Genomic DNA, 18,741 nt, shown 5'->3' on the forward strand with positions numbered 1-18,741 from the left:
ACAGAGCCACTCAGGGCAGAGCTGTTTGCTGTGGAGAAAGAAACGCCTTTATTGCAATTGCATTGGGCTGCTGCCCGACGGGGATGATGGTCAATGTCGGGAACCAGCGCTCGCGCGGCACATTCGCGCGCTGCGAAACCGATGTGCGAATCACTGTCACATCACCTGCTCCCGTATCGACGACAAACAAGAAATTCTGATTAGGTGAAAGCGCCAGCGCATCAGGATGGTTGCCTACCTGAATCCATCCGATCGCTTTGCCATCATCGATGCTGTAGATGCCCACTGTGTCGGATTTGAAGTTGCTCACGTAGAGAATCGTATTGTCGGCACTCACGACTCCGCGCACCGGCCCGGCGCCGATCACATAGCTGCCGCCAACTTCATTCGTGTTTGTCGCGATCTCCGAAATTGTGTCTGCTCCAAAGTTGCTCACAAAGATTTCACCGCCATCGGGCTTGAGAGCGAGCTGCACCGGTGTCGTTCCCACATCGAGCAGAGCGAGCAGGCGATCCGGCGCGGAGGACTTCGCTGACGTGGGAACGTTCAAGGTTAACGCCGCGACCTGCGCAGAACCGCTGCATGCAATGAAAGCTTTACTTGAATCCGGCAGGATTTGCACGTCAGTAGGCTGCCTACATACTGAGATGGACGAGCGCACTGCCATTCGTGCGGTGTCGACGACTGAAATGGAATTCCCCAATCTCTCCGCTACGACCAAAACCTTTCCATCCGGAGAAACTCGCGCCATGCCGGGCCCATTTCCCACGGCAATGGTGCGTAACACGCGTCGATTGACCAGATCGATGAAGGATACCGTGTTCGATGCCGAGTTAGCGACGTAAGCGCGCGTGCCGTCAGGCGCGACATCAACAAAATACGGATTCTTCCCGAGAGATATCGTCTTCACTACATTGTTTTGTTCGGCATCGATTACGCTCAGAGAGCCTGAGCCGGTGTTTACTACATACACTTCGTTCCTTCTCGGATTGACTGCGACGCCGGTCGGATTCGCTCCCACCGGAATCGTCGTCAGCGGTCGAAAGCTGCGGGTGTCGAGCACCGATACGCTGTTGTCCCTCCCATTAGTTACGTAGGCATATTCACGATAGGACGGGGGGTAATCGGGAAGCCTCTGCGTGCAGCTCGTTAGCAGCGCGGAAATTATGAGCAGGAAGAAACTGCTGATCGATGGGCGACGATGCACGGGTAGATGTGCTGCGAAACAAGCAGTGTACCAGCTTGTTGCGGAGCGCCTGCTTGATGCGGGGAGGATTTTATTTCACCAGCGGTGTCGACAGCGTCCCTTCCGCTCGTTACACGAAAAGAACCTATGCAAATGCACTCGAAAGAGTTCGCCGCTGCAGAAAGCGGTACTTCTTTGAAAGTTTGAATTCTTCGCAGGTCGTGTACAGCTCAATGCGCAAACGAAAATTCCTTCATTTACAACTCGCAAGCCATTACCATCGCTGCTTATGAAACGTACGCTGGCTGGTTTCCTTCTCGTGCTCACAGGTGGATTTTTTCTAGGTTTCCGTATCCTTCACGGTTCAACCGACAAAAATGGCAGAGTCGGACTGCCGAGCAGCAAGCTGCTGCTGGGGCCCCTTCCCGGCAATCCGCAACGGACCAACAGCTTCCCCACCGCAACGGCGCTTTCTCCGGATGGAAAGTACCTCGCGCTGCTCAATGATGGATATGGCACGTTTGATTCCGATTACAGCCAATCGATCGCGGTGTTGGATATCGCCAAAAATGAATTGACCGATTTCCCTGACAAGCGCCTTGAACGCAGGGCGCGTCAATCTTTTTTCTACGGACTTGCATTCAGCAACAATGGAAAAGAGCTCTACGCCAGCATGAGCTCTATGAGCGATCCTTCGGGCAAGAGCTCCGGGAGTACAGGCAGTGGAGTTGCCGTATATAAGTTCTCGAAGGGAAAAGTAGAGACAGCAGGATTCATTCGCTTTCCTGCCTCGAACCGACCCGCGCAGCCGAAGGCAATGCCTGACGATCCTGACGAAGAGCCGAGCAAGGGTCCTGGATTCACGGTTCCATATCCGAGCGGCATCTGCGCCTTCCGGCAGAACGGGAAGGAGATGCTCCTCGTCGCCGATAATCTCTCGGATTCGGCCGAGATTGTCGATGTAAAAAGCAAAAAGGTCACGAAGACCGTTGACCTTGCTGTTTACAGTGCTGTGCCGGGCTCATATCCATTCGCGGCAAAGACGACGAAAGACGGAAGCACAGGATACGTAAGCCTTTGGAACGCTTCGCGAGTGGCGGAGATCGATCTGACACAAGGCTCTGTGCGCCACATGTTCGAATTGCATCTTCCGAGTAACTTGGAAGCGGCGGGTTCGCACCCCACGGCACTGCTGCTCAGCCCCGACGAGAAGCGCCTCTATGTTGCGCTCGCCAATACGGATGAAGTAGCTGTCATCAACCGTGACAGCAGGGAAGTGTCATATCTCAACACCAAACTTCCTGACCAACAGTATGGGGGCAATTTCCCCATCGCCCTCGCTCTCACTCCCGATGGACAGCGTTTATTTGTCGCAAATGCGAGCTCCGACGCCATAGCTGTCTTCGACAGCCCTGAATCGAATTCGAAACCTCGCGGCTTTATTCCTACCGAGTGGTATCCGACAGCGTTGGCTGTTCACGATGGAGAGCTGTTCATCGCTACTGGAAAGGGCCAGAGCACCGGCCCAAACAAGGGTCTTACGGGAAAGGTAAACGGAAAGGAACGCACCAGCTACATCGCGAGCTTGCTTCATGGATCGATCGCGCGAGTGAAGTTGAACGATGTCGATGCACGTCTTCCTGATTGGACTCAAGAGGTGGAAGCCAGCAATCTCATGCGCGGCAACGCCGACCAGATTGCCTTTACCGGTGGCGGCAATCCCATTAAGCACGTGATTTACATCATCAAAGAGAACCGCAGCTATGACCAGGTGCTCGGTGATCTGGGCGTCGGGGACGGAGATCCTTCGCTAACCATGTTTGGCGAAGATGTAAGTCCAAACGAGCACAAGCTCGCGCGCCAGTTCGGCGTGCTGGACAACTTTTATGACAGCGGCGAAGTTTCGGGCGACGGGCATGTCTGGTCCAACGCCGCGATCTCCAGCGATTACACCGAGCAAACCTGGGAGATCGGCTATCGCGGCAAGGAGCGCACATATGACTACGAAGGAGTTGTCAACGAGCGCTATCCCATTCGGGAACACATCCCCGATGTCAATGAACCAGCTACCGGATACCTCTGGGGCAACTTCGCCCGGCATGGCATAACCTATCGACACTACGGCGAATTCATTTCGACAAAGTTTTGCAGTCAGAAGCAAACCGAAGAGATGCCGCAAACCGGGACACCACTGCAGCAGGGCGGCGCGTGCACGCGAAATTCAATCAAGTTCGGAGAACCGCTGCCAGACTACCTTGGCCAGCCACACGGATCCCCGAGTCCCTGGCCCTGGGCGATTCCGATGGTGCAGCAGAACATCGCGACCAAACCGGAGTTGGAAGGCCACTTCGATCCGCGGTATCCGGACTTCAATCTAAATTTCCCAGATCAGCTTCGCGCGGATGAATTCCTGAATGAATTCGAGCAGTTCGTGAGTAAGCGAAGCGCCGGACAGGACACGATGCCCCAATTCATCCTGCTTCGGCTGCCTGACGATCACACATCAGGTACCAGACCGGGAATTGCTACTCCTCCCGCTGCTGTCGCCGACAACGATCTCGCCGTTGGCAGAGTAGTTGAGGCGGTTTCCCACAGTGCTTACTGGCAGGATACGGCGATCTTCATATTGGAAGATGATGCGCAAAACGGCGCCGACCACGTAGACGCTCATCGCAGCATCGCGTGGGCAATCAGCCGATTCTCGCCCCACGGTCCGCAAGGAAAGCCGTTTGTCGATCACACGTTCTACACCACGGTAAACATGGTCCACACCATGGAAGCCCTGCTCGGCGCGCCACCAATGAACAACAACGATGCCCGCGCCGCAGTGATGGCTGCGATGTTTTCCGGTGAAGGCGATCAGCCGCCCTACAGCGCGGATACGCGCAATCGCGATAACCGACTGATCTACAAAATGAATCCTCCGAAAGGAGCTGACGCTAAGAAGTCAGCGGAGCTTGATTTTTCGCATGCGGATGCTGCCGACGCAGGTGTCCTGAACGCGATTCTCTGGCGCAATCGCATGGGAGATCGTCCCATCCCGCATACGCCCGGCGCTGAATTCAAATAGTGCTTAACAGAACCGCCGCCGGTAGGCGGGAATAGCGCGTGTGTTGCGGCTGCTCCGTGCAACCGCTGGCAGTATCGTCGCATTCGAAGTTCGCCTTTCGGCGATCTTCGACCCACCGGCTACCGCCGGCGGTTCTGTTTTTGTTCCGCTATGCGACGGCTTCCGCGTATTGCTGGGGATTGCTGCGGAACTTATCCGCGCATTGCTGCGAGCAGAAGTAATAATCTTTGCCGTTGTGATTCACCTTGGCTGCGGCGTTCTTCTCATCGATCCGCATGTTGCAAACAGGATCTCGTTGCATAGTATCCTCCGAACAGATTGGAAGGGCAGCAGGGAGCAGTAGGCTGCCCGCGGAGAAACAAAGTGTCAGAGAAGACCATCAGTGCCGTGGTCGCGGAGCGCCGCTCCACCCCTCGTTTTGCCGAAACACCGGTGCGGGAAGAGGATCTGAAAAAGATCCTGATCGCAGGACTAGAATCACCCAGCGGCTACAATCTCCAGCCGTGGCGATTCGTCGTAGTCCGTGATGCGGAGGTTCGCAGAAACCTTCGCGCCGCCGCGCACAATCAACCCAAGATCGAGCAGGCACCGGTGGTCATTGTTGCGTTGGGCGATCCCGATGGATGGCGGCAGGGCGATCTCGATGAAATGATCCGCATCGGCTCCGAATATGGATATGCCCATCCCTCAAAATCCGGTCAGACAAGGCAACTAATCCACGATTACCTGAGCCAGCACGAAAATCTGCCTATGTGGCTCAACCGTCAGGTGATGATCGCGCTCACTACGATGATGCTGATGGCCGAGGCGCTTGGCTATGACACTGCGCTGATGGAAGGCTTCAAGGATCAGGAAGTTCGCGATACAGTTTACGCTCCGGCCGACATGGAAGTCGTCTGCCTGCTCGCAATCGGTCACCGCGATGGCGAAGACAAACGCTACGGTGGAAGATTTCCAAGCGATCGCGTGTTGTTTGCAGAACGATTCGGAAATCCATTCAGGTTGTAAGATTTCGCAGGCCACTCGCACGAAATTGAAGCTCCTAAGCTGCGAAGCCAACAGTCGATTCACTGTGTCGGACAACGCCTTGGCTTAGAAGCTCAAGAGCTCAGCAGCTTAGAAGGTTGTTTCATGCGCCGCGATTATCCTGACCGCCCATTTCTTGGTGTTGGCGCTATCGTCATTCATGACAATCGGGTATTACTCGTTCGCCGGGCAAATCCTCCCCTTCAGGGCGAATGGTCTATTCCCGGCGGCTTGGTGGAAACGGGAGAGACTACTCGGGATGCGATTGTTCGTGAGGTACTCGAAGAGACCGCGTTGCGGGTTGAAGTGGCCGCATTGGTGGAAGTATTCGAACGCATTCTTCGGGACAATCAGTCTCGTGTGCAATATCACTACGTGCTCCTGGATTACCGATGCTGCGTGGCCAGCGGAGAGGCGTACGCCGGCTCCGATGTGAGCGAGGTGCGCTGGGTGACTTTGGATGAACTGGAATTGCTCTCCGTAGCGCCAGAGACATGCGCAGTAATTCGCAAAGCTGTTGATTCCGCAGCAAACAAATCGGAACTATAAACTCGGTTCTCTCCTCGTTCCTTGTTGATAATCTGGCTTCGTGGCTTCGCAGCTCCGAAGCTTCTTGCATGCTTCCTCCTGAACTCGCAGCCGCAATCGCCGCATTGAACGCAGAAATTCCGCGTGGAGATCTCGCACGCACTGTGGCCGAGCTTAGCTCGCAATATCGTGCGAAGACGCGATCGCGCCCGCAGCTCACCGCTATGCATCGCACTGCGTATCTTGCGGCCCGCTTGCCGGCAACTTATGCGGTGATCGCGCGTGTGATTCGCGAAGCACAACTCCGCGTTCCAGGATTGCGCGTTGAAAGTATGATCGACTTGGGCGCTGGTCCTGGGGCAGCAATGTGGGCCGCAGCAGAGCAATTTCCTGATCTCGCGCGAATTCTTTTGATAGAAGATTCGGCTGGATGGGTCGAGATGGGCAGACGATTAAGTTCCAGCTCGGGAAATAGCGCGATTCGTAATGCCGATTGGCGGCAGGGAAGCGTCACTCGCGAATTTTCACTGGAGTCGTTCGACTTCGTGATTGCGTCGTACTTGATGAATGAAATTCCGGTGCAGGACCGGACCAGAGTCGCACTGGCGGCATGGCAATGCACGAAGAAATTGCTTGTGATTATCGAGCCAGGCACGCCGGAGGGATTTGCCAATATCCGCAGCCTTCGTCAGGAGTTAATTGCTGCAGGAGGCTATATAGCGGCGCCATGCCCTCACGCAAACGACTGCCCGATTGCGGCCGGAGACTGGTGCCACTTCTCTGAGCGTCTGGAGCGCACCTCCGAACACCGAAGAGCAAAGGGAGGGGAACGCGGATACGAAGACGAGAAGTATTCGTACCTGATTTTCTCGCGTGAGCCCGTCGTATTACCCGCCGCAAGAATTCTGCGGCACCCACGAAAGCACCCCGGTCATGCCGAATTCGAACTCTGCACTGCGGAAGGACTGAAACGGGAAACGATTTCGCGCAAGCAAGGCGAGCGCTACAAGACAGCGAAGAAGGCGGAATGGGGCGAGACTTTGTAGAGACGCAGTACGATGCGTCTCTACTTCTGCTCGATTCCTATTTCGGCGTGCTTGTTTTCGGCGGTATGCGATGCGCTGCTGCTGCGGGTTTCCGCGGTCGCGCTTTGGGCTTTGCCAGCCCTGTGATGTCGATTTTGGTAATCTTCGCCGGATCATAGGGACGGTTATCGCGAGGATCGGTCGCCTTGCGCGCAATCTGCTTCACGAGTTCTACGCTCTCCGGAGTGCATTGGCCGAAGATCGTGTGATGTCCGTTCAGATGTGGTGTGGGAACTTCCGTGATGAAGAACTGCGATCCATTCGTGTTCGGTCCGGAGTTGGCCATCGCGAGGCGACCGGGAACATCGAAGTTGAGGTCAGGCGAGATCTCATCCTCAAAGCTGTAGCCAGGACCGCCTTCTCCCGTTCCCTCCGGATCACCACCCTGAATCATGAAATTCGGAATCACGCGATGGAAGATGGTGCCGTTGTATAGCGGGACACCGTGTTCCTTCTTGTGCGTTTCGGGATTAGTCCAGTCCCTCGTGCCCGTGGCCAGGCCGATGAAGTTCTCGACCGTCTTTGGAGCCTGTTTTGGGAACAGCTCGCAAGTAAGATCGCCGGCGGTAGTGTGAATGATGGCTTTGGGATTTGCCGCAGGCGCTGCCTGCTGGGCAGTGCTGTTGGCGTGAGTCGTGCGATGCGTTGTCGCCGACTTCGATTGCGCGGTCTGGGCAAAGACAAAAGAAGGCAGAATGCAAAACAAGAAAATGAGACGAGCTGTCATGTTCTCCTCGTGCTTAGCTTTAATGCGCTGAACTCATGTGTCGAGCTGCTGACGCTCGCTGCTGCGACTTCTGAGCGCGCATCTGTTTGCTGACCTGTTCAACCTGGCGGAAGACGCGCATGAAATTTCCGCCCAGAATCTTGCGAATCTGCGCTGCCGTATATCCGCGTTTAAGCAGGCCTTCGGTGATCTTGGGCAGGTCGGCCGCGGAGTCCATTCCTTCGGGCATCGATGGCGTGCCGTCGAAATCCGAACCCAATCCCACGTGATCGATTCCCGCAACTTTGGCGATGTGATCGATGTGATCGGTGATGTCGTCGAAGGGTGGACGCGGGATCTTCGCCGCCCATTCCTTCGCGACCTTATCGCTTTCCCAATACCGGGTAACCGGATCGGCGTCTTTGTATTTTTCTTCGACGGCATCGATGGCAGCCTTGCGGTCCTTTGCCTGGGCTTCGTAAGCCTTGCGCCAGTTCTCATCCACAAAAGCCGAGTAGTAGTTGACCATCACCACGCCGCCCTGGCGGGCGATCGCGCGCAGCATGTCGTCTGTCATGTTGCGAGGATGATTCGTTAGTGCGCGTGCCGACGAGTGCGAAGCGATCACCGGAGCACGGCTCACGAGCAGCGTGTCATAGAACGTTTTATCCGACACATGCGAAATGTCGACGATCATTCCCAAGCGGTTCATTTCGCGCACAACGTCCTTGCCGAAGTCGGTCAGCCCGTTGTGGTGCTGAACCGAAGGATCGTCGATATCGCCCGAAGAATCCGCCCATTCATTCGTATTTGACCAGGTGAGCGTCATATAGCGGACGCCTAGATGGTAGTAATCGCGCAATAGTCGGATATCGTTCTCGATCGAGTGCCCGCCCTCGATGCCCATCAGCGCGGCAAGCTTGTGCTCGCGGTGCGCGAACTCAAGTCCGGTCGTGGTGAACACCATTACCATCTTGTCCGGATGCTTCGCCGCCTGCTGATAAACAGCGTCGATCAGATCGAGCGTGCGGTGGGCATACTGTCCTTTGAATTCAGTAGGCTCGACCCATATCGAGAAGAACTCTGCTCCAAGATTTCCCGCTTTAGCCTTGGCGAAATCCAAGTTGCCTTTATCGCCAGCCGGAGGATTGGCCATGTCGAAGTTTTCATCGAGCAGGCGCTGCGTCGTGTCAGCGTGAGTGTCGATGATGAGAGCTGAGTTGTTAATTTGTCTGGCTAACGCGGAAGCGGAAGAAGACTTGCCCGTCTTTTTTGACGGTTTTGCCTGAGCCATAAGCAATGAAGATGAAGTGAAGAAGCTAACCACCGCACACAGCAGAATCCGTGGCAGCATCGTCGTTTGTGAATCCTCGATAAGATGAAATGAAAGGCCGCTTACGCGGCCTTCTCGGATTCTACACGACGGAATTTTCTAGGCTGAGCTATTGTGTCGGAGGAAGCGGCGGAAGCACTGGCGCTTCCGGAGCCGGCTCGGGCGTAACCGTAGCCTTGGTCTGAATCGCAACAGGATACGGATACCGCTGCGAAACCATCACGTGGAAGCAAGCCTGACGGCGCTCTTCTTCCGGCTCAATCACATCTTGCTGCTTCAGATTTGCAAGATAATCGGCGATCCATTTGTGCTGCTTGCGAGTCAGTCCGCGTTTGGCGATGTCAACCGTAGTGCCGGCAAGGTGCGAGGAAGCCACTTCGCCCTCAGCCGGAGCGGCATTGTGGTTGTGCCGCATCAGCTTGCGCTGTTGCTCCATGGTGCGTACGGCTGAGTTCACCTCGATCGGCTTGTGGAACTTTTCGTAGAACTCTCGGCCCATGTCATCGACGAACTGCGCCGTCCACGGACGCGCATAGCGACGCGTATCCTTCAGCGAAGGACTGATGGTTACGTATTGCGTATCTTCGAGCCGAACCAGTACGCCGCGTTCTTCAAGCTGCTGCAGCTGCTCATCATCTTCGATCCGCTGCAACCCCGCCTGATCGATTTCAAGATTCTGTTTGAGCAGCGAATCGCGCGATCCGCGCAACTCCGGCGCAACCGGCGGCCCGTAGTAGCGCAGCCGGCGCAGATGCGCGTGCCGGCGATGGCGGTGTGAAGAAGAAAGGTGACGCGTGGTCGACCGGCGCGGCACATTGTGCACGCTAGCCTGGGCCGACACCGCAATCATGGCCGAGAGCAGAATGAGATAGAAACGGCGCATTTGTCCCTAGGTCCCTGAGTTCTCCAGAGTTCAGCTACAGCTTCTCTGGATTGTACCTAAGATGCAACTGGGTATTTATCTGGTTCCCTCTTTAGTAACAACAATTTGCATCTGTAGGTGAATTCGGCCAGTGGACTTTCGTGCCTTGCTTTGCGCAGTAAAGCTCCTGTGTAAGCAGATTCAACAACATACGTTGTGGAACACACCGGTGTGCTATCCTGCCGAGCGCTTTTCCCTCTCAATTCTTGCCGATTCCGCTCTTCAACACGGTGCTGCTGGACATATCGATCTGGGCGGTCTGCGTCATCGCATTGGTGGTCTTCGCCCGGTTGTCGGCGACGCATCCTGCGACGCCGTATGTCATCTTTCACGGCTGGTTTGTCACAGGTCGCGCTCTCGCCATTCTCAATGGCGCCCCGACGCTGTTCTCCCGGCCGGGAGGCGATCCTGTAGACGCAAATGAAATCGCTCGCGCCGTGCTCCTGGCGGACGCCGCTCTAATCGCCATGACTGGTGCATGGATTCTCGCGGCACACCGAAATGCACGAGGCGAGTCTCCGTTCCACTTCGAGCCGATGCCGCTAAGGCGCGACCTCATTCGACTGGTCGCCGCGTTTGCGATCCCCCTCGGCACAATCGCCATGCTCCTGTGGAGTAGGGTTCCCGGGCTTGAGGCTCCCGCGTTTGCGGCAAGGTGGGCAGATTCAAGTTGGGCTGTGGTCGCAGAGTCGTGGGTCGGACTCGGTTTGCTGGCGCTGATCTACTCTGGCGGTTTCAAAATGGTGCTGACTGCGCCGTTTGTAGCCTATCTTGTGCTGGCTGGTTACCAGGGCAACTTCCGTTTTCGCTTACTTATTCCCTTGATCCTGCTAGTGCAGATCTATGTCGATCGTCAGGGCAAGAGATGGCCATCAACGAGGGCATGTATAGCGCTTCTGGCGTGCGCGGTCCTCTTTTTTCCCTTAAAGGGAATTGGACAAGGTTTGCAGGCCGGAGCCGAACCTGCTGCGCTTTGGCAGAGCACCCAACGCCAGATTGCGAATGTTTTTCGCGGAACTCATCCCGACGAGATGATTCTGGATGAACTCGCGAGCACGCTCACCCTTGCTGATCAGCACGGAAAGCTCTTTTGGGGAAGAACCTACTCAGGGATACTCACGGTTGCTGTCCCCCGACAGTGGTGGCCAGAAAAGCCGGGTCTCGCAGATTTTGAAAAAGAAATCTCAACCGCCGCGAGACCCATCGCGGCGGACGGCATGGTTGTGACCATGCTCGGCGAATTTTATTTGAACTTCTGGTATCCGGGAGTGATCCTGCTCTCGTTCGCGACTGCTTATCTGTTGGGACGAGCATTCGACGCAGCATATCGAAGGAGCTACTTCACCCTCGCGCGATTCGCATATCTACTTGTGGCCTGCAACCTGATTCAGGTCTTCCGGGACGGGCTCATCTCGTTGTTTGTCTTTGTCGCGATTAACATGATGCCGCTCATGGCAATCGTCCTCTTGCATTTCGTCTATCCCGCGCGCGTGGTTCGATCGAGTCCTCTCCTGCAAACTCCGCGTGTGCGAGCAGGTGTTACGGAGCAGAGGGTGAGCTAATGCGAATTCTGCTCATTCATCAAGCTTTCTGCGGCCCGAATGATCCCGGCGGAACGCGCCATTACGAGATCGCGTTGAGACTGGCGGCTCAAGGACACGAAGTCACAATTGTGACAAGCCGGTACAGTTACCTGACCGGCACTGCGAAGGACCATTGCATTTATCCAGCCGGCATGCGACTCCTTTTCGCATCAACGTTGGGCGATCTGCACAAAAGATACGTTCAGCGACTGTTAGCCTTCCTCAGTTTTGCCATCACTTCCTTTTTTGTGGCAGTGCGCTCGGGACCGCACGACATCGTTTTGGGAACTTCTCCTCCGATATCTCAGTGTTTTCCTGCGCTCTGTGTTGCGCTGCTTCGCAAGAAACCGTTTGTGCTGGAGGTGCGCGATCTCTGGCCTGAATTTGCAATTGCACTCGGCCTTTTGCGCAATCCGTTGCTCATTGGCGCCACCAAAAGTTCGGAAAAGCTTTTATATCGATTTGCCAGCGCAATCGTTGTGAATTCCCCAGGGTATACAAGCTACTTACAGCAACAGGGTGTTCCGCAATCGAAGATCGTCCTGGTCGCGAATGGTGTCGATCCATCCGCGTTCAATCCAGACGATAAAGGCGAGGAGTTTCGAGCAGCGTACGGCTTGGCCAACAGCTTTGTCGTGATGTACACCGGCGCGCTCGGATTGGCAAACGGAGCTGAATCTCTTTTAGAGGCCGCTTCCCTCCTGCGACATGAATCCGATCTCAACTTCGTGATTGTTGGTGACGGCAAACACAGATCCAACTTGCAGCAAATGGCACGAGATCTTGGCTTAGCAAACGTGCTGTTCGTGCCGGCACAGCCGAAGACACGCATGCCTGGAATTCTGGCTGCCGCGGATGTCTGTGTTGCTACACTCGCGAATGTCTCCTCGTTGCAGGTCACATATCCGAATAAGATATTCGACTACATGGCAGCCGGCAGGCCTACAGTGCTCGCGATCGAGGGTCCGATTCGGGAAGTCATCCAAGCCTCAGGAGGAGGGCTCTGTGTCAATCCGGGAGATACTAGTGCACTCGCAGAAGCGCTCCTGCGATTGCGACAATCCCCGCTGTTGAGAACCGAAATGGGACTCAAAGCACGATCGTACGTTGAAATTCACTTCAACCGCGCCGTCCAGGCTAAGCAGTTTGCCGACCTGCTCGAACGTATTGTTTCTCTACACGAGCAGAACGCGTTAGAACGTAAACGCTTCCGTATCGAGCCTGCAAGCTGAACCGATGCGCATGTTGTAGTTGCTGAATCAGGCGTTCGGAGTCGCTGTATTCACGCTGGTGTAGCTCGACTATGATTTGCTCGCAGTTTCTAAAGGCCTCGAATTCTTCAGCGAGGAGCTCTATCTCGAGCCCTTCGATATCGCAGACCAGCGCATATTCCCCAACACCAAGGTGAGCAATCAAGTCGCTCATAGTCGTGCCTTCGACTGTTAGCGACCCTCCGTGGCATACCTGAGGTGTGTGTCCACTCAGATTCGTATTGCCTCGCACGAAACTCTGCTCACCTGAGATATTCGAGATTGCGCGATTCAGAATTGTTACTCCGCAATTGATTCCATTGATTTTCAGGTTTTGCTCGAACAATTTCACGAGGTCAGGATCAGGCTCGATAGCGTAAAGATGACGATCGATCGCGAGCTTGCGGCGAATATGGCAAGAGAGAACGCCAATGCTGGCGCCTAGTTCGATCACATCAAGGTCACTGCGGAGGTGCCGACATACCGCCCGAATCTCGGCGCTTTCGTAGGTGCGAAACAGGAGTTGCGATTTGACCTCAGGAGCGAGGCCGTTGCTGTGGATGCGCAATCCTCGCGACGGTATTCGCTCGTCAAAAAGTTTGCCGATTGCGATCCCGACTGGTTTCAGCTCAGTCACGTGGGCCACGCGGGTCTTTAAAGATTGGAGCACGCGCATTTTTAGTGGGCGCCAACGGCCAATGCGTTCCTCCCCCGCGGCTTCCAAGCAGATCCGCGAACGTGTCGATGAACAACCTGCTCGTACAACTTTTCGGCCTGCGCCATCACCTTGCTTCGGTCGGCCCTGGCCTGGATCAAATCGCGATTTGCACATGCTGCATGCCTTTTCAGTTCCGTATCATTCAATGCGCGGACCATTGCAGCTGCAAGGGATTCTGGACTGCTCTCATCGCAGAACAGCCCGTTCTGTTCGTGAGTAATCCATTCTTTGACCGACTCAACGCCGCCCACCACCGGAAGGCATCCGCACGCCATCGATTCTAGTAACGAATTCGGAGTGCCGTCGTGCGAGCTCGGCGAAACCATTACTTCCGACGCGGCAAACAGCCGAGCAAGGTCTTCCTTTTCCAAAACGGGGAGCAGGAGCACCGAGTCCGAGATTCCCATGCTTCTCACCCACCGCTCAGCGGTTTTGTTTCCCTGCATGCCAGGAGCGATGAAGAAAGCATCCGGTACTTGCCGCAGTACCAGGGGGATAGCCTTGAAGAAGGTCTCATTGCGTACGTAGGCACGAATGCCCCGTGGATTGATTACCAATTGCCGATTGCCTGGAATTCTGAAGCGCATTAGAACACTTGGTTCTCGCTGCAGACGGAAATAGAAGCCGGTATCTATCCCTCCATTGCCGGGCAGGACTGCAATTGGTTTCTGCTCGGAAAACCCGCCGGCTATTGCGAGCTTGCGATCGCGTTCACAATCGCAGTGCAGTCCGTCAGCGCGCCGCAGAGCAGCATCAGTGAGCTTACCTAGCCGCCGATAGCGTTCCGCGAACAACGTGAGGTCATTTCCCCAAACGGAAATGAGCAGCGGCGCAGAGCTGACCGCTCCAGCCGCGAACAGCCCTTCATAGGGCAAGCGCAACGCGTGTACAAGATCGGGCTTGAGTTCAGAAATGACCCGTGCCAGAGCCGCTGATCGTAAACGTATGCTCAGAGGCGCCGACCAGGCTCGCAGGTGCATCTGCAAGCTTACGGGCAGAGTAGGCACCCGCATTGCAGGTCGCCTCGACGAAGTCTGTCCATTCAGTCCACTATTCGTCCACTTAGTCCACACCAGAGGAAACTGAATGGTAGTCGCTCCCGGTATCTCGTGATCGCTACACGGATATGAACTGATTACAGTGATTCGGTAGTCCTTCCCGACGAAGTACGAGATCCAGCTCTTCGCGATCGGACTGCGCGCGTCGGCGATGTAGCAGATATGCACTGAAGCTCAGGTTTGCGACACACTGCGGTGAATGGCCGAGATCATATGCGCATAACGTGCCTTCGGCAAAGCACTTCCAAAGCGTTTCGGCTTCATGTGCTGCGCTGTTTACGAATGCGCTCGAGCAGGGACACCAGAGACGACCACGTTGGGGGGAATGTCATCAGTTACTACCGCTCCTGCTCCAATCACTGCATGCGCGCCAATGCGCTTCCCGGGAAGCACAACTGCGCCAATCCCAATTTGGGCGAAGTCGCTAATCTCCACACCACCGCCCGTGACGCAGCGCGGTGCGAGATGTGCATACCGATTGATTTTCACATCATGTTCGACGATCGCGCCGGTGTTGATGATTACACCATCACCAATGTGGCACTCCGAATTTAGCACTGCTGACGCCATGATCACGACGCCACAGCCGACCCTTGCGCTGCGAGCGATGGTGGCACTTGAATGAATGGCGGTGATCAGCTTGCAGCCGAACCTTGTTATCTGCTGAGCCGCGCGTTCGCGTTGCGAATTGTTGCCGATCCCGAGCGCCACCCTTGCGGATGCATTCTTCTCCAACCATTCAGCAGCACCGAAGACGGGAAAATCCAGCACACGTGAACCGCTGAGCGCCGGATTATCGTCGAGAAAGCCTGCAATCTGCTGCCCACCTGCGAGCAGAATCTCAGCGACGACTTTGCCGTGTCCTCCTGCACCATAAACCACGAGCGGTTCGCCCATAGCGTCAACTCGCTGCTTGCCGACAGCTCAGTTTTCCATCCGTATCGTCAGCAATAGATGCGATTGGATTTGGAAGTACTTCATCTAGGAGCCGGCTAATCGCTGCTTCGGGACTGAACTCACGTTCAGCAATATCCAACGAACGATTCCCGAAATGATTCAACTCTCGTCGACTGAGCAAAAGCCATTTTGAAACTGCTCCCGCGATCGATTCCGGCGAGAGTGGGTCGAACCGGAATCCGTTCTGCTCAGGAACTAGGCATTCGGGATGATTCCCAACTCGCGACGACAGCAGCAAGGGCAGCCCGCCCCAAAGCGCTTCGATCACCGCCAGCGGATTTGGATCCGACAGCGATGGCAGACAAAACCCATCGGCTTCGGCGTACAAATTGAGGAGTTCGCGCTGGTCTTTGTGTCCCAAGAGCGTGATCCCTAGATCAAGCGCCTGTTCCTGTATTAATCGCCTCTGCGGCCCGTCTCCGGCAATGACGATGCGCAATCGCGAGCGCTCATCTTTCTTCAGGAGCCGAATGCCGCGCAAAAACTGCAGAATCCCCTTTTCCGGTGCGAGTCTCGCAACGAGAAGAAGAGTTCGCTGGCCCCGGCCCGCTTGCAATGGATGCGTTTGCCGAAGCGTCGCGACGCGATCGCGAAAGAACCGCGGATCGACCAAATTGGGAAGACTGTGGATTCGCGCAGGCCGTGCGTACGCCTCGACATATTCCCTGGCAAGCATTCCCGGAACCGCAAATTCGCTGAAACGTCCAAGGACAAATCGGCGCAGCAGGCTAGAAATCCGGCCATTGTGTTGAATGGATGCAAGATGTGATTCAGACCAGAAGATTTTTATCTTTGATTTGTTGCTCATTCCTGTCAGCCAGACGGTTGGTGTCGTCCAAGATCCCGCAACCAGCAAAACCTCAGGCCGTGTGCGGCGGATGACAGAGACGACTTCGCGATTGAAATGGCAGGATGAACTCGCCGCATTCCAATGCACGCCGCGCAAGAAGAGGTGCGGGAAATCGAAATCAGACTCTTGGAATGTCCAATTTCGATTTGGCTCTGACGGAGCCATGAACCAGACTTGAAAGTCCCAAGTCCTCGCAGCAAGTTGCCCATGCATGAGCCGGAACTGAAACAGCCGGTACGGAGTCGGAATGTTGGTGACACAGACGAATCGAGGAGCGCTCACGACGCACACAAAATATCACGTGTACGCCCGCTTCGCGGAAATGAACACGGAGGTCACGGAGGTCACAGAGCATTCTTGGATGCGTGGTCTCAGCCACTCTCGGAATCAACAACCAACTATTCAGAAGACGTCATGAATGGCCCCGAAAGCTGGCAGCATTCATTAACTGAAAGGACACACCAACACCCCTTCGTGTTTCGGGTGCCCTCCGTGTTCAAAATCCCTTTTATTTCGGCTGCTGAGGCGGCTGAGACTGCGGAGTGGCATTCGGCAATTTCTGGCCGTCGAAGATGATCGTTGATTCAGAGCCGAAGCGTTTGTAATCCGTGTACTTGATGATCACGCGAATGCGTACGTCGCCACTCTTGAAGTGAAGCGTGTCGTCGGCGCTGGTGTAGGTCGGGAACCAGTAGACGTTGTCGATCTGCTCGCGATAGGTGGTGAAGCGCGGAAACAGATTCTCCTGGCTACCGCTGTGGATGTCGGGGACCGATTTGCCGTAGGTCTTCACGATCTGGAAGTCCTGGTTGTCCACCCAGATGCGTCCTTCGAAGCGTCGATGTTTCTTGTCGATTTGCTTGGGAGAAATGTCGAAGACATAAGTGTTCAGCTCATCTTCTTTCTGCTGTCCCAGATAAAGAATGTTGTAGTCGGGAATCTCCTCCGTGGTGAGAACGAAGGGCATCACGTTCTGCATGTCGTTCAGATCTTCGCTGGTCATCGAGATGCGCGTGAGCGTGTCGGCTGGAGCGTAGTCCACGGTAATGGTGCGCCTGCCCTGGTTGTCGAAATTAATTGACCAATCCTGGCGGTACTCGCCGTCGGCGGTGTCGCCGTCGAGGGTCTGGATGATATTGGATTGCTTGTAGGTGTAGCGCTCGCGGGCCATCTGGAACTGCTTTTCCTTCTCGGCAAAGCGGCTAATGATGTCCTGCACGCTGATGCCGTTCGGCTGCGTCTTTACGAGGGCGCCTTCGCCTCGCTGAGCGTGCGCCGGCAGTATGCCCAGAGAACTAATAGCTACAAGGCAGAGTAGCTGGAAGAGCTGGAATAAAGAGGGACGGACGTACGAAGACACTCCTCGACCTCTAGTTGTAAGGCCAGGATTTGGGATGAGCATATATAGGTTAGACGCGAGAGTCTGGTGGGAAGTCGCGGTTCAGGGTCGAGATTCCGCCATTTGACGCCCTTGTTCTCCGCTTGTTATATTCGAATGGTTCTGCGAGTCAGTTTAGTTCTTCTAGAGCGGTAGAGCTTTAGTTCGAATCGGTTCTCTGGTCAACCTGCCAGAGGCTTCCTCGCTGACGATGCCTGCGCTGCCCTCTCCCAAGAGGGATATGCGGGCCGGGAGTGACGAAACGGATCGCCTGTCTTTATCCTTGGCGACACCGTCGGCATTCAACCCTAGGTCGTTCAATTTCTCGCTTTTAGTGCGAGAGTATGACCCCGCTCGGTGGTGGTCAGCCAGAACTAAGTTTGTGCGCAGTCGCGTTCGGCTGCGCGGAAGTGTGAATTGCAGACCGCCAGCAGAGGGCGGATGCCTCGGAAAGCCCTGAGGAGTGGAATTTGCCGACATTTAATCAGCTTGTGCGCAAAGGCCGGACAGCGCCGCGATACAAAACGGCCAGCCCGGCACTGCAGGAGTCGCCGCAGAAGCGCGGCGTTTGCACGCGCGTCTACACCCAGACGCCCAAGAAGCCGAACTCAGCGCTGCGCAAAGTAGCCCGTGTTCGCCTGACCAATGGGATAGAAGTCACGACATACATCCCAGGCATCGGCCACAACCTGCAGGAGCACTCGATCGTGCTAATCCGCGGCGGCCGCGTGAAAGATCTTCCCGGCGTGCGCTATCACGTAGTTCGCGGAACGCTGGATACGGTCGGCGTTGCGAACCGTAAACAGAGCCGCTCCAAATATGGAGCCAAGAGGCCGAAGGCCTAAGTTTTTGAAGGTGAAGACACATGCCGCGTAAAGGACACATAGCAAAGCGCGAAGTTGCAGCAGATCCGATCTACAACTCGACTTTGGTCACCAAATTCGTGAACTCGATGATGTACGAAGGCAAGAAGAGCACCGCTCAATCGATCTTCTACGAGTCGATGAAGAACCTCGAACAGAAGGGCGGGGACGAAGCCCTGAAGCTCTTCAAGAAGGCGGTCGAGAACTGCAAGCCGCTCCTAGAAGTCA

At 55.4% G+C, this 18,741-nt stretch carries 18 protein-coding genes; 8 read left to right on the forward strand and 10 right to left on the reverse strand.

Features of this window, described 5'->3' with window-relative positions; genetic code table 11:
• Positions 1-10 precede the first annotated feature (10 nt).
• Positions 11-1,207, reverse strand: a complete 1,197-nt coding sequence (locus VFU50_01490; GenBank protein ID HEU5231503.1) for a beta-propeller fold lactonase family protein — start codon at positions 1,205-1,207, stop codon at positions 11-13.
• A 268-nt stretch (positions 1,208-1,475) separates the two neighbouring features.
• Between VFU50_01490 and VFU50_01495 the strand changes: the two genes are divergently transcribed.
• Complete coding sequence (locus VFU50_01495; protein HEU5231504.1) at positions 1,476-4,256, forward strand: bifunctional YncE family protein/alkaline phosphatase family protein; 2,781 nt, start codon at positions 1,476-1,478, stop codon at positions 4,254-4,256.
• 148 nt (positions 4,257-4,404) lie between these two features.
• On the opposite strand, the gene VFU50_01500 is transcribed toward VFU50_01495, so the two are convergent.
• Positions 4,405-4,557, reverse strand: a complete 153-nt coding sequence (locus VFU50_01500; protein HEU5231505.1) for a YHS domain-containing protein — start codon at positions 4,555-4,557, stop codon at positions 4,405-4,407.
• Positions 4,558-4,619: 62 nt separating this feature from the next.
• On the opposite strand from VFU50_01500, the gene VFU50_01505 reads away from it, so the two are divergent.
• The 3 genes from VFU50_01505 (at position 4,620) to VFU50_01515 (ending at position 6,856) form a co-directional block, all read left to right on the forward strand.
• Complete coding sequence (locus tag VFU50_01505) at positions 4,620-5,264, forward strand: nitroreductase family protein (protein HEU5231506.1); 645 nt, start codon at positions 4,620-4,622, stop codon at positions 5,262-5,264.
• A gap of 123 nt (positions 5,265-5,387) precedes the next feature.
• Entirely contained in the window at positions 5,388-5,831 is a 444-nt protein-coding gene (locus VFU50_01510; GenBank protein HEU5231507.1) for an NUDIX hydrolase, read from the forward strand.
• Between the two features lie 68 nt (positions 5,832-5,899).
• Entirely contained in the window at positions 5,900-6,856 is a 957-nt protein-coding gene (locus VFU50_01515; protein HEU5231508.1) for a small ribosomal subunit Rsm22 family protein, read from the forward strand.
• Between the two features lie 37 nt (positions 6,857-6,893).
• On the opposite strand, the gene VFU50_01520 is transcribed toward VFU50_01515, so the two are convergent.
• The 3 genes from VFU50_01520 to VFU50_01530 form a co-directional block, all read right to left on the reverse strand.
• A complete protein-coding gene (locus tag VFU50_01520; GenBank protein ID HEU5231509.1) occupies positions 6,894-7,622 on the reverse strand; it encodes a peptidylprolyl isomerase in 729 nt (242 codons plus the stop codon).
• Between the two features lie 19 nt (positions 7,623-7,641).
• A complete protein-coding gene (locus VFU50_01525) occupies positions 7,642-8,955 on the reverse strand; it encodes a dipeptidase (GenBank protein HEU5231510.1) in 1,314 nt (437 codons plus the stop codon).
• Between the two features lie 88 nt (positions 8,956-9,043).
• Positions 9,044-9,817, reverse strand: coding sequence for a DUF5715 family protein (locus tag VFU50_01530; protein HEU5231511.1), 774 nt, complete (start codon positions 9,815-9,817; stop codon positions 9,044-9,046).
• A 245-nt stretch (positions 9,818-10,062) separates the two neighbouring features.
• On the opposite strand from VFU50_01530, the gene VFU50_01535 reads away from it, so the two are divergent.
• Together VFU50_01535 and VFU50_01540 are read left to right on the forward strand one after the other, a co-directional pair.
• Positions 10,063-11,418: an O-antigen polymerase gene (locus VFU50_01535; protein HEU5231512.1), complete on the forward strand. Its 1,356-nt coding sequence runs from the start codon at positions 10,063-10,065 to the stop codon at positions 11,416-11,418.
• Positions 11,418-12,671: a glycosyltransferase family 4 protein gene (locus VFU50_01540; GenBank protein ID HEU5231513.1), complete on the forward strand. Its 1,254-nt coding sequence runs from the start codon at positions 11,418-11,420 to the stop codon at positions 12,669-12,671. The genes VFU50_01535 and VFU50_01540 overlap by 1 nt, the downstream gene beginning before the upstream one ends.
• Here the strand turns inward: VFU50_01540 and VFU50_01545 are convergent.
• From VFU50_01545 to VFU50_01565, 5 genes are all read right to left on the reverse strand, one after another.
• The gene (locus VFU50_01545; protein ID HEU5231514.1) at positions 12,577-13,359 is read right to left on the reverse strand and encodes an FkbM family methyltransferase; all 783 of its coding nucleotides are present in this window, start codon (positions 13,357-13,359) and stop codon (positions 12,577-12,579) included. The two genes, VFU50_01540 and VFU50_01545, sit on opposite strands and share 95 nt — an antisense overlap.
• A gap of 8 nt (positions 13,360-13,367) precedes the next feature.
• Positions 13,368-14,633, reverse strand: a complete 1,266-nt coding sequence (locus tag VFU50_01550; protein HEU5231515.1) for a glycosyltransferase family 4 protein — start codon at positions 14,631-14,633, stop codon at positions 13,368-13,370.
• A 108-nt stretch (positions 14,634-14,741) separates the two neighbouring features.
• On the reverse strand, positions 14,742-15,362 hold the full coding sequence (locus VFU50_01555; GenBank protein HEU5231516.1) for an acetyltransferase: 621 nt from the start codon (positions 15,360-15,362) through the stop codon (positions 14,742-14,744).
• Positions 15,363-15,366: 4 nt separating this feature from the next.
• Positions 15,367-16,554, reverse strand: coding sequence for a glycosyltransferase family 4 protein (locus tag VFU50_01560; protein HEU5231517.1), 1,188 nt, complete (start codon positions 16,552-16,554; stop codon positions 15,367-15,369).
• A gap of 226 nt (positions 16,555-16,780) precedes the next feature.
• Positions 16,781-17,632: a hypothetical protein gene (locus VFU50_01565; GenBank protein ID HEU5231518.1), complete on the reverse strand. Its 852-nt coding sequence runs from the start codon at positions 17,630-17,632 to the stop codon at positions 16,781-16,783.
• Positions 17,633-18,120: 488 nt separating this feature from the next.
• Between VFU50_01565 and rpsL the strand changes: the two genes are divergently transcribed.
• Together rpsL and VFU50_01575 are read left to right on the forward strand one after the other, a co-directional pair.
• Positions 18,121-18,495 (forward strand): 30S ribosomal protein S12, encoded by a 375-nt coding sequence (gene rpsL / locus VFU50_01570; protein ID HEU5231519.1) that lies wholly within the window; start codon positions 18,121-18,123, stop codon positions 18,493-18,495.
• A 20-nt stretch (positions 18,496-18,515) separates the two neighbouring features.
• Positions 18,516-18,741: 30S ribosomal protein S7 (locus VFU50_01575; protein ID HEU5231520.1), on the forward strand; the 226-nt coding region annotated here is incomplete at its 3' end.

The sequence above is a fragment of the Terriglobales bacterium genome (assembly GCA_035764005.1).
GTDB lineage: Bacteria > Acidobacteriota > Terriglobia > Terriglobales > Acidobacteriaceae > Gp1-AA112.